Origin of the sequence: Microbacterium sp. dk485 (genome assembly GCF_004570445.1) — a bacterium.
Lineage (GTDB): Bacteria > Actinomycetota > Actinomycetes > Actinomycetales > Microbacteriaceae > Microbacterium > Microbacterium wangchenii.
In genome coordinates, this window is sequence record NZ_SPQW01000001.1 from 1,110,897 (window position 1) to 1,125,644 (window position 14,748).

16 protein-coding genes are annotated in these 14,748 nt (G+C 70.9%); 1 reads left to right on the plus strand and 15 read right to left on the minus strand.

Annotated features, from left to right (window positions below; genetic code table 11):
* Nucleotides 1-30: 30 nt before the first annotated feature.
* The 3 genes from E4V99_RS05165 to E4V99_RS05175 all read right to left on the minus strand — a co-directional run bounded on the left by E4V99_RS05165 (nucleotide 31) and on the right by E4V99_RS05175 (nucleotide 2,597).
* Entirely contained in the window at nucleotides 31-741 is a 711-nt protein-coding gene (locus E4V99_RS05165; protein ID WP_135116589.1) for a hypothetical protein, read from the minus strand.
* Nucleotides 742-877: 136 nt separating this feature from the next.
* Nucleotides 878-2,344 carry a cardiolipin synthase gene (gene cls / locus E4V99_RS05170; protein WP_135062800.1) on the minus strand — a complete coding sequence of 489 codons (1,467 nt, stop codon included), beginning with the start codon at nucleotides 2,342-2,344 and terminating at the stop codon, nucleotides 878-880.
* Nucleotides 2,345-2,408: 64 nt separating this feature from the next.
* Nucleotides 2,409-2,597, minus strand: a complete 189-nt coding sequence (locus E4V99_RS05175) for a hypothetical protein (protein WP_135062798.1) — start codon at nucleotides 2,595-2,597, stop codon at nucleotides 2,409-2,411.
* Nucleotides 2,598-2,757: 160 nt separating this feature from the next.
* Between E4V99_RS05175 and E4V99_RS05180 the strand changes: the two genes are divergently transcribed.
* Nucleotides 2,758-3,933 carry a DUF4192 family protein gene (locus E4V99_RS05180; RefSeq protein ID WP_135116590.1) on the plus strand — a complete coding sequence of 392 codons (1,176 nt, stop codon included), beginning with the start codon at nucleotides 2,758-2,760 and terminating at the stop codon, nucleotides 3,931-3,933.
* Between the two features lie 6 nt (nucleotides 3,934-3,939).
* Here the strand turns inward: E4V99_RS05180 and lysS are convergent, their stop codons facing one another.
* The 12 genes from lysS to hpt form a co-directional block, all read right to left on the minus strand.
* Nucleotides 3,940-5,484 carry a lysine--tRNA ligase gene (gene lysS, locus E4V99_RS05185; RefSeq protein WP_135062794.1) on the minus strand — a complete coding sequence of 515 codons (1,545 nt, stop codon included), beginning with the start codon at nucleotides 5,482-5,484 and terminating at the stop codon, nucleotides 3,940-3,942.
* 94 nt (nucleotides 5,485-5,578) lie between these two features.
* Entirely contained in the window at nucleotides 5,579-6,436 is an 858-nt protein-coding gene (gene panC / locus E4V99_RS05190) for a pantoate--beta-alanine ligase (RefSeq protein WP_135062792.1), read from the minus strand.
* On the minus strand, nucleotides 6,433-7,167 hold the full coding sequence (locus tag E4V99_RS05195; RefSeq protein ID WP_135062790.1) for a DUF2520 domain-containing protein: 735 nt from the start codon (nucleotides 7,165-7,167) through the stop codon (nucleotides 6,433-6,435). Before E4V99_RS05195 ends, panC begins: the two co-directional genes overlap by 4 nt.
* On the minus strand, nucleotides 7,155-8,687 hold the full coding sequence (locus tag E4V99_RS05200) for a PH domain-containing protein (protein WP_209305594.1): 1,533 nt from the start codon (nucleotides 8,685-8,687) through the stop codon (nucleotides 7,155-7,157). Before E4V99_RS05200 ends, E4V99_RS05195 begins: the two co-directional genes overlap by 13 nt.
* A 26-nt stretch (nucleotides 8,688-8,713) precedes the next feature.
* Nucleotides 8,714-9,307, minus strand: coding sequence for a PH domain-containing protein (locus tag E4V99_RS05205; RefSeq protein ID WP_135116592.1), 594 nt, complete (start codon nucleotides 9,305-9,307; stop codon nucleotides 8,714-8,716).
* Entirely contained in the window at nucleotides 9,258-9,746 is a 489-nt protein-coding gene (locus tag E4V99_RS05210; RefSeq protein ID WP_135062784.1) for a DUF3180 family protein, read from the minus strand. The genes E4V99_RS05205 and E4V99_RS05210 overlap by 50 nt, the downstream gene beginning before the upstream one ends.
* Nucleotides 9,743-10,255, minus strand: a complete 513-nt coding sequence (gene folK, locus E4V99_RS05215) for a 2-amino-4-hydroxy-6-hydroxymethyldihydropteridine diphosphokinase (protein WP_135062782.1) — start codon at nucleotides 10,253-10,255, stop codon at nucleotides 9,743-9,745. Before folK ends, E4V99_RS05210 begins: the two co-directional genes overlap by 4 nt.
* On the minus strand, nucleotides 10,252-10,665 hold the full coding sequence (gene folB, locus E4V99_RS05220) for a dihydroneopterin aldolase (RefSeq protein WP_135116593.1): 414 nt from the start codon (nucleotides 10,663-10,665) through the stop codon (nucleotides 10,252-10,254). The genes folK and folB overlap by 4 nt, the downstream gene beginning before the upstream one ends.
* Nucleotides 10,662-11,462 (minus strand): dihydropteroate synthase, encoded by an 801-nt coding sequence (gene folP, locus E4V99_RS05225; RefSeq protein WP_135116594.1) that lies wholly within the window; start codon nucleotides 11,460-11,462, stop codon nucleotides 10,662-10,664. Before folP ends, folB begins: the two co-directional genes overlap by 4 nt.
* Nucleotides 11,459-12,049 (minus strand): GTP cyclohydrolase I, encoded by a 591-nt coding sequence (gene folE, locus E4V99_RS05230; RefSeq protein WP_135062776.1) that lies wholly within the window; start codon nucleotides 12,047-12,049, stop codon nucleotides 11,459-11,461. Before folE ends, folP begins: the two co-directional genes overlap by 4 nt.
* A gap of 8 nt (nucleotides 12,050-12,057) precedes the next feature.
* A complete protein-coding gene (ftsH, locus tag E4V99_RS05235; RefSeq protein ID WP_135116595.1) occupies nucleotides 12,058-14,061 on the minus strand; it encodes an ATP-dependent zinc metalloprotease FtsH in 2,004 nt (667 codons plus the stop codon).
* A gap of 130 nt (nucleotides 14,062-14,191) precedes the next feature.
* Nucleotides 14,192-14,743 (minus strand): hypoxanthine phosphoribosyltransferase, encoded by a 552-nt coding sequence (hpt, locus tag E4V99_RS05240; RefSeq protein ID WP_135062772.1) that lies wholly within the window; start codon nucleotides 14,741-14,743, stop codon nucleotides 14,192-14,194.
* Nucleotides 14,744-14,748 lie beyond the last annotated feature (5 nt).

Sequence of the window (14,748 nt, forward strand, 5' to 3'; positions counted from 1 at the left end):
CGTCCGTGCGGGCAGGCCGTCGAGCCGCGGTCAGGGCTGGCCGGCGATGGGGACGCGGATGCCGTCGTACGTGTCGCCCGAGAGCGCCGCCTCGTAGGCGACGCCGGCGGGCACATCGGGCACCTCCACGACGGTGACACGGGCGGCCATGTCGGCCGTGCAGATCTGGTCGGGCGCCGGGTCGACGAAGGCCACGGCGATCTCACCGGGCGCCGAGACCGCGGCCGACTCGACCTGCGGCGCGCAGCTCGACGAACCCCACGTGAGGATGGCGAAGGTGCTCGGGCCGGCCCATCCGGCGCTCGGCTGGCCGCCATCCATGCCCGCGCCCGGGGTGAGGCCGGCGACGCCGGGAAGGTCGGCGCGGCCCACGTAGCCCGATCCCCGCACCTCGATCGTGAGGTCTTCGGCCGGATCGACACCCTCGGGAACGGGCACGGCCACCCCGCGCAGCACGTAGTCGCGGGTGCAAGCGCCGTCGGGCTCCATGACCGACACGCTCAGCACGCCCTCGTCATAGGCGACCTCCTCGGCGAAGGGCTTGCAGGTCGAACTGCCCGCCACGAGCACGCCGACCATCGCGCCACCGTCCAACCACGTGGCCCCGACATCGACGGTGTCGCCGGTCGGCGGCGGAGCGGAGGATGCGCCGCCCCCGGCCGATGCGCATCCGGAGAGCATTCCGATGGCCAGTACGGCCGCGCCCCACGCGGCGACGAGCGAACGAGTACGACGGGACATGAGACCTCCGGATGCAGCGGCGGCCGTCCATCGGAGGAGGCCTCCGACCATCCTCCCGAACCTGTCTGGGCGAACCCAACGGATCCGGTAACACCCCCATCACGATCCGTGGCGGCCCGCGGCGGCCGATCCCCCGCTACTGGAGGGCAGAGGTCAGGCGTGCGAGGTTGTCGAGGAGCGTGGAGCGCAGCGGCTGGTTGGACCATTCCTCGAGGGTCAACTCCCGGCTGAGGCTGCGATAGGTGTCTTCCACCGCGTGCATCTCGCGGGCGAATTCGCCGCCGCGCACGAGCATCGAGATCTCCAGGTTCAGGCCGAACGAGCGCATGTCCATGTTGCTGGACCCGATGACCGACACCTCGTCGTCGATCGTGACGCTCTTGGAGTGGAGGATGTACGGCTTGCGGTACATCCAGATCTTCACCCCGGCGCGCAGCAGCGTCTCGTAATAGCTGCGCTGTGCGTGGTAGACCACGGCCTGGTCGCCCTCCTCGGAGACGAAGAGCTCGACGCTCACTCCGCGCTGGCACGCGGTGGTGATGGCCAGCAGCAGCGCCTCCTCCGGCACGAAGTACGGGCTGACGATGCTGATCCGCTCGCGGGCCGCGTAGATGAGCGCCAGGAACAGCTTGAGATTGTTCTGGAAGTCGAAGCCCGGCCCGGAGGGGACGATCTGGCAGTCCAGGTCTCCCGCCCCGGGAGTCACATCGAACAGACCGATCTCGTCGGAGAGGATCTCGTCGCTCTCGCCATACCAGTCGGAGAGGAACACGGCGTTGATGCTGGCGACCACCGGACCCTCGACGCGGACCATGAGGTCGACCCAGTGCAGGCCTCGGCGGATGTTCTTGTGCAGGTTGTAGGTGGAGTCGGTGACGTTCTGCGAGCCCATGTAGGCGACCTTGCCGTCCACGACCAGCAGCTTGCGGTGGTTGCGCAGGTCGGGGCGCTGGGTCCGGCCCCGCAGGGGCTGCACCGGCAGCAGCAGGTGCCAGTGCGCCCCCATCGCCTTCAAGCGGCGCAGAGTGCGGCGGTAATACGGCTTGCCGCGGTTGGCCCAGTGATCCAGCAGCACCCGGACCACGACGCCGCGCGCGGTCGCCTCCTCCAGCGCACGGAAGAAGTTGTCGGTGGCGTCATCCGATTGGAGGATGTAGAACTCCACGTGCACGTAGTGCTCGGCCTGCCGGATCGCATCGGCCATCTCGTCGAGGCTCTTCTGGTAATCCGAGATGAGGGTCGCGCCGTTGTCTCCCGCGAGCGGCATGGCCCCGAGGTTGCGGTTGAGCGTCACCAGGGCGCGGAACCAGTCGGGGGCGTTCGGCCGCAGCGTCCCGAAGTCCAGTGACGCGCTGGTCTCCCGCAGGTAGTCGTTCAGCGCTTCCTGCTTGCGCCGGAACTTGCGCGGGAGCCGCGGATTTCCGATCAGCAGGAACAGCAGCACCCCGACGTACGGGATGAAGTAGATGGCCAGCAGCCACGCCATCGCGGAGGTCGGACGGCGGTTTCGCGGAACGATGATGATCGCGGCGACGCGGATCGTCACGTCGACGATGAGGGCGACGACCACCCACCACGTGGCGTCAAAGGTGACTTCGACCACTGCACCCCCCGCCGGTGAACCCTCTCAGCGTATCGAATGGCGCCGACAGGGCAGTTCGAGCGGGTCAGCGGTCGGATGCAGCGGGCTGCGGCGGGAGCCCGCGCTTCGCGCGCTCCTCCGCCTCGACGCGCGCGTACGCCTTCCGCTCCGTGCGGTCCATGCGCAGGATGGAGCGGAGGATGAAGTAGAACACCGCCGACACCGCCAGGGTCGGCAGAAGCGACCAGATCACAGCAGTCCAGTAGGGGTCCACCCTCCCAGGATACGCCGCGCGGCCGGCGCTGTATCCGGACCGGATCGGATGCGGCGCCCGGGGTGCACCTCTCCTCCCCAGCCACGTCGGCGGATGCGGTCATCCACCGTCAGCTCCCGCGGCCCGTGCGAGTGCGCGGCCGCCGACGAGGGTGATCGGCATGACGACCATCTTCCGCGCGGCCGGAGCCGCCGACTTCCTCGCGCTGGTGCCGCGCCTCCTGGGCTACCGACCCACCCGCAGCCTCGTCCTCATTCCGTTCGACGGCAACCGCACCCTGGGCGGCCTGCGTCTGGACCTGCCGGCCACCCTCGGTCGCACCGAACTGGACAGCATGTGCTCGACCTACATCGGAATGGTGTGCAAGGTGAGCCATGCCGATGCGGTGGCTGTCATCGCCTACACCGATGAGACCTTCGCGGCCTCGGAGGGGCCACCGCAGGGGGAGCTCGTCCGCGCACTGCTCGCCCAGGCCGATCTGTGCGGTCTCCGCGTCAGCGAGGCACTGTGCGTCGCCGCGGACGGATGGGGGTCGTACCTCGACGCCGGATGCCCTCCCGGGGGGCACCCGCTGACCGACATCCCGTACGACCATGAGGCGTTCGCCGACGAGCCCCTCCCGACCGAGGATCAGGCCTCGGGGGCCGACCTCCCCACGGTCGACCTGGCCGAGAAGGAACGACTCGGACTCGCTCTGCGCGAGATCGATCGCGCGATGAGCGCGCTCTTCGGCGACGAACGCCAGCCCTCGGACCGCCCTCTCGCGCGGGACGCCCTCTCGACCGTCGGGCGGATGGACGACGTACCGCTGCTGCTGGAGGAGGCGATCGAGTACGCCCCCGCGGAGATGGACCCCTACGAAGCCGCCGCGGTGGTGTGGTGCCTGATGCGCCCCGGTCTGCGCGATGTCGCGCTCGTGCAGTGGGCGCGCGACCTCGCCGCCGGCGACGAGGCGTTCGCCGCCCAGATGCGTTACGCCGACGGCGGGGAGTACCCGGAGCATCTCGCCGCGCCCATCTGGGGCGAGGGGCCCTCACCCGACCCGCACCGGCTCCAGGCGGCGCTCGCGCTCACCCGCCACCTGGCCGCTGCGGCTCCCCGCCCCGCTCGCCCGGGGATCCTCGCCGCGGCGGCATGGGTGGCGTGGGCGCTGGGTCGCTCGACGCATGCCGGGCGCTACGCCGAGATGGCTCGTGAGATCGACCCGGGCCACGGCATGGCCGGCATCGTGCTGACCTTCGCCGCCAGCGGTCATCTGCCGGAGTGGGTGTACCGCCGGTCGGTGCCGTCTGATCCGGTGACCCACCTCATCGACTCGCGACGGGTGGAGTCGTGAATCAGGTCACTTCACGAGGGGGAAGAGGATGGTCTCGCGGATGCCGAGCCCGGTGATCGCCATCAGCAGGCGATCGATCCCCATGCCCATCCCACCGGTGGGCGGCATGCCGTGCTCGAGGGCACGCAGGAACTCCTCGTCGATGCGCATGGCTTCGTCGTCGCCGCCGGCGGCCAGCAGCGCCTGCTCCACGAACCGCTCGCGCTGGATGACGGGATCGACGAGCTCGGAGTACCCCGTGGCCAGCTCGAACCCGCGCACGTACAGGTCCCACTTCTCCACGACACCCGGGATCGACCGGTGCTCGCGCACGAGCGGGCTGGTGTCGACGGGGAAGTCCATCACGAACGTCGGTCGGGTCAGGCCGGTCTTGACGAAGTGCTCCCACAGCTCCTCGACCCACTTGCCGTGGGTGGGATGCGGCGGGGCGTCCACGCCCGCCTTCCCGGCGAGCGCCTGCAGCTCCTCGATCGAGGTGGCGGGGGTGATCTCCTGCCCGGCCGCCTCCGACAGGGAGCCGTACATCGACAGGCGGTCCCACTCGCCGCCGAGGTCGTAGGCGGTGCCGTCGGCCCACGTGACGGTGGTGGAGCCGGCGACGGCCACGGCGGCGTTCTGGACGAGCGCCTGCGTCAGGTCGGCGATGCCGGAGTAGTCGGTGTAGGCCTGGTACGCCTCGAGCATCGCGAACTCGGGGCTGTGCGTGGAGTCGGCGCCCTCGTTGCGGAAGTTCCGGTTGATCTCGAAGACCCGGTCGATGCCACCGACCACGGCGCGCTTGAGGAACAGTTCGGGCGCGATCCGCAGGAACAGGTCGGCGTCGAAGGCGTTGGCGTGCGTCACGAACGGTCGTGCAGTGGCCCCGCCGTGCTGCACCTGCAGCATGGGGGTCTCCACCTCGAGGAAGCCACGCTCGGCGAAGGTCGCCCGCAGGCTCGCGTTGACCTTCGCCCGCGCCACGACGGTCTCGCGAGCGCGGTCGCGCACGATCAGGTCGAGATACCGGCTGCGCACGCGGCTCTCTTCGCTGAGCTCGGTGTACATGTTGGGCAGCGGCAGGACGGCCTTGGACGCGATCTGCCAGTCGTGCACCATGATCGAGAGCTCGCCGCGGCGGCTGGAGATCACCTCACCCGAGACGAACACGTGGTCGCCGAGGTCGACGAGGTCCTTCCAGCGCTGGAGCGACTCCTCGCCCACGACCGCGAGCGACACCATCGCCTGGATGCGGCTGCCGTCGCCGGACTGCAGGGAGGCGAAGCACAGCTTCCCGGTGTTGCGGCTGAAGACCACACGGCCGGCGACGCCGACGGTGACACCGGTCTCCTCGCCCGCTTCCAGCTCGCCGAAACGAGCACGGACCTCGGGGATGGTGTCGGTCACCGGCACGACCACCGGGTACGGCCCGCCCGCGGCATCCGCGCGCTCGGTCAGCAGGCGCTCGCGCTTGGCCAGACGCACCGCCTTCTGCTCGAAGGCGTCGTTCAGTTCGGCCCGCTCGGCATCGTCGTCGGACGATGCGGCGGGTGCGGATGCGGGCGCGTCGGTCATCGCTGGGGCTCCTCGGGATTCGCTTCCAGTCTACGTGCGGGCCCGGCAGCCCCTCGAAGACCGCCGACGCCCCCGGCTCAATCACCTAGCCGGCTCAGTGCACGTAGATGTCGGTGTTGTCGACGAAGCGGTGCCCGCCCACGGTCGCGGCGATGAGCATGTGCGCACGTCCGGCGTGCCCTTCGTCCACCGGCAGGAAGGTGTCCGGGTCCACGACGCTGAGGTAGTCCAGCCGGATCCGCGCCTCGCCCATGAGCGTGGACTGCGCCGCGGCGATGCAGGCGTCCACCCCCCGGTCGGCGGTGGATGCTGCCGCTTCGAGCGCCGCGGGAAGCCGGGCGGCCGCCCGGCGGTCGTCGTCGTCGAGGAGCGCCACGCGGCTGGAAAGCGGCAGGCCATCGTCCGAGCGGACGGTGGGGACGGTCGCGACGTCGATGTCGAAGGCGAGATCGCGCACCATGCGGCGCACCAGGAAGACCCGCTGCAGGTCACGCTCCCCGTAGACCGCGACGTCGGGGCGCACGAGGTGGAACAGCAGCGCCTCGACGGTGAGGAGTCCGTCGAAGTAGTACGGACGCGACCTGCCCTCGTAACGCAGCCCCAGGTCGCCGGCGCTGATGCGGGTCGTGGCGAAACCGGCGGGCAGCAGCTCGGCGGCTGCCGGCGCGAACGCCACGTCGACGCCGAGGGAATCCAGGAGCGCGCGGTCCACCGACGGCGTGGTGGGGTAGGCGGCGGCGTCGTCGGTCGTGCGGAAGCGCAGCGGATTGACGAACGTGGAGACCACCACGATGTCCGCGCGTTCGCGGGCGAGGCGCACGAGGTCCACGTGCCCATCGTGGAGCGCACCAAGGGTGGACACGAGGGCGACGGTCGGCGCGGGCCGGCCGGTGGGGGCTGCGGCTCTGGCCTGGGCCAGTCGGGTGCGCAGCTCCGCGACGGTGCTGATCATCCGTCGAGCGTAGCCTCGGGCGGGAGGGTGTCCGGACCAGACGGCGCCCCCTCGGCCAGCGCCTGGTCGACCGTGGAACGCACGAGGGCGGAGAGGTAGCCGCCGGGGTTGTCGATGCCGACACCGGCGAGAAGGCCCGAGGCCTGGCGTACGACCGAGCGGGAGAACTCCGTCGCCGTGGCGATGGCCTCCGCGTACGCGGGGCGATCGGCTTCTGCCACCACGACCGGCTCGCAGCCCAGCTCGACGGCGAGGGCCTGCGCGATGGGCAGGACCGGACCGGGGGCGGTCACGGCGGCGTAGCTCTCGGTGAGCTGGCGCAGGTCGATGGAAGTGCCGGTGAAGGAGATGGCGGGGTGGATCGCGAGCGGGATCGCCCCCGACCGCATCGCCGGGGCGAGCACGTCCACGCCGTAGCCGGGGTCGACGTGCAGGACGAGCTGGCCGATCTGCCACGCCCCGATGTCGGCGAGCCCGGAGACCAATCCCGGCAGCTGATCGTGCGGGACGGCCAGGACGACCAGTTCGGCGCGCCGGACCACCTCGTCGGCATCGAGGACGGGCACTCCCGGCAGCACCGCGTCGGCGCGGTCGGGGTCGCTTCCGGCGGTGATGCCCACCACCGCATGTCCGGCGTTGCGCAGCGCCGCAGCGATCACGGGACCCACCCGGCCGGCGCCCAGCACGCCGACGCCGAGCCGTCCGTCGCGCGTCCCGCTCACCGCGCCCACCGGTGGGTGCGGTCACCCGCCGAGGCGGCGACGATGCCCTGGGCGGCGTCCTCGAACGCCCGCAGGGCGTCATCGCGATCGACGACTCCCACCGTCGTCGTGACGGTGCCGCTGACGACGTTGGCCGTCAGGTTCGCCACACGCAGGGCGCGATCGACCGGACCCTGGCTGATGCGGATGCTCTGCATGCGCGCCAGCGGGAAGACCCCGAGCGCCCGCCAGATGAACCCGCGACGCAGGAACAGCGCATCCGGTGTGAGGAGGAAGCCGTTGCGACGCCACGACAACGGGCGGAACACGCGTGCCCGCCGGGGCGTGGTGGCGTAGGGATCTCCCGGCGCGGGGCCGAGGATCCCCTGCTCGAACACGAGCGCGAGCTGGTCTTCGGGGAGGGCGGGCAGCAGGAGTCGGACGACTCTCTCGACGTCTGCACGCGTGCCCACCGGCAGCACGCTGGTGAGCTGGTCGGTGCCCGCGTCGGTCATCGCGCGCCCCGAGATGCGGTTCACCGCGATCGACCACCAGCCGAACGGGCGCCACATCAGCGACTGCCGCACCTCCACGGCGTGGACCCGCCCCGGCGGCAGGATCTCGCTGACCGTCGTGAACAGCCCGAAGGTGATGCGCACGCCACCGGAGGTGGGTGCGATCGAGTAGCGCAGCGAGCGTACGAACGAGCGCACCCAGTACGCCCCGAATCCGAGGAGCGCGGGGACGAAGGCGAACAGGACCCAGGGCTCGCCGATGACGGCACCGACGATCACGACGGCGAGGAAGGCCAGCAGCCCGAGCGTCGATGTGCTGAGCACGCGGGATGCCGCGAGCCGGCCGGCGGGGATGTGGACGACGGATTCGACCTCGGCCGCCTCGAGGTCTTCGCCCTCGATGATGCCGGTGATGCCGGCGCTGACGAGGTTGGCCGCCTGGTGCACGCGCGAGCCCGCGTCCACGGCGCCCTCGGCGGCGGAGGCCTCCCCCAGCCGGCGCCCCGAGGCCAGGCGCAGGATGTCGGCCCGGATCGTCTCGGAGTTGGAGGTGGAGAGGTACTCGAGCTTGACGTTGGAATCCAGGCCCGCCCCGATGACCTCCAGCTTGGCCATCCCGAACAGGCGGGCGACCAGCGGACGCGTGAGGTTCACGCCCTGGACCCGGTCCAGCGGGGCGCGGCGGTGCGTCCGGAAGAACACGCCGGTGCGCACCTCGACGTCGTCTCCGGTGATGCGGAAGGTGTGGAACCGCCACGACACCCAGAAGATGACCGTCAGCACCACCAGGGTGCCGAGCAGGGCGAGCCCGGCGACGAGCAGCAGGTTGTTGGAGAGCACGTAGTCGACCGGGTCGCCGGGCACCTCCCCCTCGTCGGAGAAGTCGGGGATGAACAATGCCACGAGACGTTCGCGGAGGTTGGCCACGACGATGCCGATGACGACGAGGAGGAACAGTCCCCCGCGCAGCAGCGGGGTGAGCGGGTGCATGCGGTGCCATTCGCCGTCGCTCAGCGCCGAGCGCACCTCCTCCATGGGAGGGGCCGATGGGGACGGCTCGCTCACAGGCCGGTCCGGCGGGTCTCGGCGACGTCCACCAGCGTGTCGCGCAGCCGCTCCGCCGCATCCTGGGTCAGGCCGGGGATCGTGACGGCGGTGGTGGCCGCGGCGGTCACGAGCTTCAGCTGTGCGATGCCGAAACCGCGGTCGAGCGGGCCGTGGGTGATGTCGATCAGCTGCATCCGGCCGTACGGGACGGCGACGACCCGCTGCCACAGGATCCCGCGACGGAAGACGAGGTCGTCCTGGCGCAACTGATACCCGTAGGAGCGCGCCTGGCGCGGCGTGATCGCCAGGGCCCACACCGAGATCAGCGCGAACACGCCGGCGGGGATCCACACCCACATCTGCTCGAGCCACAGCTGCAGCACGAGCGCAATGCCCAGCACGACGATCAGCAGCGTGGCGGTGGAGATGAGCTGCACCCACACATAGGCCTGCGCGAGCTGGTGCCACTGGCCGTCTCCCAGTGGGAGCCGGCCGGCGCTGCGCGGCTCCCGGATGGACTCGAAGGTGCCCCGGTCCAGCACGTCGTCACCACGGTGATCAGCGGTCGGTGGCATCGACTCCGGAGGGGTTTCCGGGTTGATCGTCATCGTCGTCCTTCCGGATCGTGCACAGCTGTTCCGCCACCAGCCCGGCGGCGATCAGGAGGCCGCCGCAGACCGCCGTCGCGATGACCGTGCCCATCGAGCCTAGCGAGGGGACGACCGGCCGCGTGAGCAGAAACGCGAGCAGCCCGACGCCGAGACCACCGAGCGCCGCGCCCACGATGCTGGAGGCTTTGGCGAGCATCGCGATGCGCAGCGCCCGGAAGGGATCGATCGCCGCCGCGGTGCGTCCACGACTGGCGCGGTAGACCGGGATGGCCAGGACCACGACGAGGGCCCCGAGGAGCAGCAGGAGGATCGGGAGGCTCACCGCGGGGGTGAAGGTGGGGCGCCCGGCGGCGCTGAACGCGCTGTCGATGAGGAAGCCCGCCACGGCCCCCAGCACGGCGGCGAGGAGGAGAGAACCGGCGCCGGTGCGCTTCACGAGCGGTCCTGCAGGCGCTCGCGGAGATCGCGGACGGCTCCGACCCCGGGCAGCTGGGCCTCGGGATCGACGTCGAGCCACGGCGTGAGGACGAACTCCCGCTCGGCGGCCCGCGGATGCGGCAGGGTCAGCGCCGGGTCGGTCGAGGTGAGCCGGCCGTAGGAGATGAGATCAAGATCCAGCGTCCGGTCGCCCCATCGCTCGCGGCGCACACGCCCGTGCGCGGCCTCGATGCCGTGCAGCGCCTGCAGCAGGAGGGAGGGGGCCAGTCGCGTGCGCACCAGGGCGACGGCGTTGAGGTACCGGGGGGCATCCTCGTTCTCCCCGGCCACGGTGACCGCGACGGTCTCGAACGCGCGCGAGGCCCGCAGGTCCGTTGTCAGCGGCAGCTCGCCGATCGCGGTGAGGGCGGCGGTGAGGGTCTCGGCTCGATCGCCGAGGTTCGCGCCCAGCGCGATGACGGCCTCCGTGCCGAGGGGCTCCCCGCCGCGGGGCTCCGCCGTGGTCACCGGGGCTCCGAGGCGAAGCCCGCGGTGCGGGCGAGCGGACGCGATCGGCGCACCGTGACCGAGACGTCACCGAAGGTCACGGGGATCGGCGCGGAGGGCTTGTGGACGGTGACCTCCACCAGCTGCACGCGGTCGTCGGCGAGGACGACATCGGCGATTCGCTGGGCGAGGCGCTCGAGCAGGTTCACCGGCTCACCGGTCACGACGGCGGCGACCTTCTCGGCCAGTTCGCCGTAATGCACGGTGTCGGCGACGTCGTCCGAGGCGGCTGCCTGCCCCGTCGGCACGTGCAGCGTCAGGTCGACGACGAACTCCTGACCCTCGCGACGTTCGTCGGGGTAGACCCCGTGATATCCGAACGCCCGCACCCCCGTCAGGGTGATCTCGTCCACGACGTCGTCTCTGCTCATGCTCCGATGCCCTCCCAGCGCTCCGCGACCTGCAGAGCATCGCACGTGGCCGCCACGTCGTGCACGCGCACCGCCCATGCTCCCGCACGCGCGGCGAGCACGCTCGTCACGGCGGTCGCGAGATCCTTGCGTTCGGTCGACGCATCGTCGCCCAGTGCGTCGGCGAGGAACCGCTTGCGGCTCGTGCCCACGAGCACGCGCGGGCCGAGCCCCGTGAGCTGGGGCAGCGCCCGCAGGACGTCCCAGTTCTGGGCGCCCTTCTTCCCGAAGCCGATGCCGGGGTCCAGGATCACGCGCGAGGGGGCGATGCCCGCCGCCGCGGCGGCTTCGACCCGGGCGAGCAGCTCGGCGGTCACCTCCCGCACGACATCGCGGTACGACGCGGTGGCGTACATGTCCTCCGACGGCCCGCGCCAGTGGCCCAGCACGATGTCGGCGTCGGTGGCGGCGACGGCGGTCAGCATCTCGGGGTCGGACAGTCCCCCCGACACGTCGTTGACGATCCGTGCGCCCGCCGCCACTGCGGCCACTGCGGTGGCGGCGTTCATCGTGTCGATGCTCACCGCGATCCCGGCCGAAGCCAGGGCCGAGACCACCGGCAGCACCCGCTCCTGCTCCACGCCCTCCGCCACGCGGGAGGCGCCGGGCCGGGTCGACTCCCCGCCGACGTCGATCATCGCGGCGCCGAGCGCGCGCAGCCGCTCGCCGTGCGCGATCGCAGCGGCCGGATCGACGTAGCGGCCGCCGTCGCTGAACGAGTCGGGCGTGACGTTGACGATGCCCATCACGACGGTCATGCGCGCGCGACGCCGATCAGGGCGATGAGCTCGGCGCGCGCGGCGGGGTCGAGCAGTTCGCCGCGCGCGGCGACGGTGACGGTGGATGCGTCGGGCTGGCGGGCGCCGCGCATCGTGACGCACTCGTGCACGGCGTCCAGCACCACCAGCACGCCGCGCGCATCCAGCGACGCCGCGATCGTGTCGGCGATCTGCTCACCCAGACGCTCCTGCACCTGCGGGCGGGACGCGAGGATGTCGACGACCTTGGGCAATGCGCTGAGGCCGACGACCTGCTCGCCGGGGAGGTAGGCGAGGTGGGCGCGTCCGCGGAAGGGCAGCAGGTGGTGCTCGCACATCGAGCGGAACGCGACGTCGCGCAGCAGCACCGCGCCGGAGGGGAGCGTCTCGGGCGCCGGACCCTGGGCGACCGAGATGGTGTGTTCCAGAGGGGCCGCCGCATCCTCGCCGATACCGGAGAAGAACTCCCCGTACGCGTCGGCGACGCGCTGCGGCGTCTGACGGAGCCCGGGGCGATCGGGGTCCTCTCCGATCGCAGCCAAAAGGTCGCGCACGAGCGCGGCGACGCGTGCGCGGTCGACGGCCACGGTCGCGCCTACGCGGTGGCCGGCCGGGCCTGCCCGCTCGCGCGGCGGCGCGGCGCCTTCTCGGTCTCCGCCTCCACCTCCACGCTGGCGGCGACACCGGCGGGCTCGCGGCGATGCGGCACGTCGACCGGCGGCAGGGCCGAGACGGGACGCTCGCTGCTGGAGAGCCACTGCGGACGCGGGGGCAGGCGCTTGATGTCCTTGAAGATCTCGGCGAGCTCGAGGTGGTCGAGCGTCTCCTTCTCCAGCAGCTCGAGCGCGAGCCGGTCGAGGATCTCGCGGTTGTCGTTGAGCACCTGGTAGGCCTCGTTGTGGGCCTGCTCGATCAGTGCGCGTACCTGCGCGTCGACGCGCTCGGCGATCCGCTCGCTGAAGTCACGGCCGTGACCCATGTCGCGGCCCATGAACACCTCGCCCGAGGACGATCCGAGCTTGACCGGGCCGACCTCGGTGGTCATGCCGTACTCGGTGACCATCTTGCGGGCGATGCCGGTGGCCTTCTCGATGTCGTTGGAGGCACCGGTGGTGGGGTCGTGGAACACGATCTCCTCGGCCACGCGTCCGCCCATCGCGTACGTGAGCTGATCCTGCAGCTCGTTGCGCGTGACGGAGTACTTGTCATCCAGCGGCAGCACCATCGTGTAGCCGAGCGCCTTGCCGCGCGGGAGGATCGTGACCTTCGTGACCGGATCGGTGTGGTTCATCGCCGCCGCGGCGAGGGCGTGGCCGCCCTCGTGGTACGCGGTGATCAGCTTCTCCTTGTCGCGCATGACGCGCGTGCGGCGCTGCGGCCCGGCGATGACACGGTCGATCGCCTCATCCAGGGCGCGGTTGTCGATCAGCTGCGCGTTGGAGCGCGCCGTCAGCAGCGCGGCCTCGTTGAGGACGTTGGCCAGGTCGGCACCGGTGAATCCGGGTGTCTTGCGGGCGACGACTTCGAGGTCGACGCTGTCGGCCAGCGGCTTGCCGCGGCCGTGGACCTCGAGGATCTTCTGGCGGCCCTTGAGGTCGGGCGCGTCCACGCCGATCTGCCGGTCGAAGCGGCCGGGGCGCAGGAGCGCCGGGTCGAGGATGTCGGGACGGTTGGTCGCGGCGATGACGATGACGTTCGCCTTCGGGTCGAACCCGTCCATCTCCACGAGCATCTGGTTCAGGGTCTGCTCGCGCTCGTCGTGCCCGCCACCCATGCCGGCGCCGCGGTGGCGGCCGACGGCGTCGATCTCGTCGATGAAGATGATCGCGGGGGCGTTCTCCTTGGCCTGGTTGAACAGGTCGCGCACGCGGCTGGCGCCGACGCCGACGAACATCTCGACGAAGTCCGAACCGGAGATGGAGTAGAACGGCACGCCGGCCTCGCCGGCCACGGCACGGGCGAGGAGGGTCTTACCCGTTCCGGGAGGGCCGTACAGCAGCACGCCCTTGGGGATGCGGGCGCCCACGGCCTGGAAGCGGGCCGGGTCTTTGAGGAAGTCCTTGATCTCGTGCAGCTCTTCGATGGCCTCATCCGCGCCGGCGACGTCCTGGAACGTCACGGTCGGGCTCTCCTTGGTCACGAGCTTCGCGCGCGACTTGCCGAACTGCATGACGCGGCCGCCGCCGCCCTGGGCGCTGGACAGGAGGAACCAGAACAGCAGACCCAGCAGCACCAGCGGGAGCAGGAGCGAGATGAAGCCGTCGAACCACGTCGGGCGGGGAACGAGGTCGTTGAAGCCGTCGGAGGGGTTGGCCGCGTCGATCGCGCGGACGACCTCGTCCCCGCGGTCGGTGACGTAGTAGAACTGCACGTCGGTCGCGCCTTCGAACGGCTCGGAGAGCACCATGTCGACGCGCTGGTCACCGTCGGTGTTGGTCACCTCGGTGACCGTGCCGCCGTCGAGCAGCTCGAGTCCCTGCTGCGTGGAGATCTGCTTCGCACCGTTGAGGCTGGTGATGAGCGAGAACCCGACGATCAGCAGGATCCCGATCAGCAGCACGTACAGGATCGGGTTGCGCGTCAGCTTCTTGAAGTCCATGGTTGGGCGGGGCCCATGACCCTTCCATCTGGGGATCCGCCCATGCGGCGGTGCACTCAGGGTATCGCGGGCCGCCTATGCCCGGACTGTGCATTCGCCCACGGCGTACGCCGCACCGCCCGGGCGACGCCTAGGAGTAGACGTGCGGGGCGAGGACGGCGACGTCGCGCAGGTTCCGGTAGCGCTCGGCGTAGTCCAGGCCGTAGCCGATGACGAACTCGTTCGGGATGTCGAACCCGACGTACCGGCAGTCCACGTGGACCTTCATGGCCTCGGGCTTGCGCAGCAGCGCCAGAACCTCGATCGACTCCGCGCCACGCGACGCGAAGTTCTCCAGCAGCCAGCTGAGGGTCAGGCCCGAGTCGATGATGTCCTCGACGATGAGCACGTGCCGGCCGTGCAGATCGGTGTCGAGGTCTTTGCGGATCTGCACGACACCGCTCGAGCGGGTTCCGGCGCCGTAGGAGGACACCGCCATCCAGTCCATCGCGATGTGACCGGGGAGCAGGCGCGCGAAGTCGGCCATCACCATGACCGCGCCCTTGAGCACGCCGACCAGCAGGAGGTTCTTGCCCTCGTAGTCGGTCGCCACCTGGGCGGCGATCTCGGCCAGCTTCTCGTGGATCTGCTCCTCGGTCAGCAGGATCTCGGTGATGTCCTCGGGGATGTCGGCCGCGCGCATGCTTC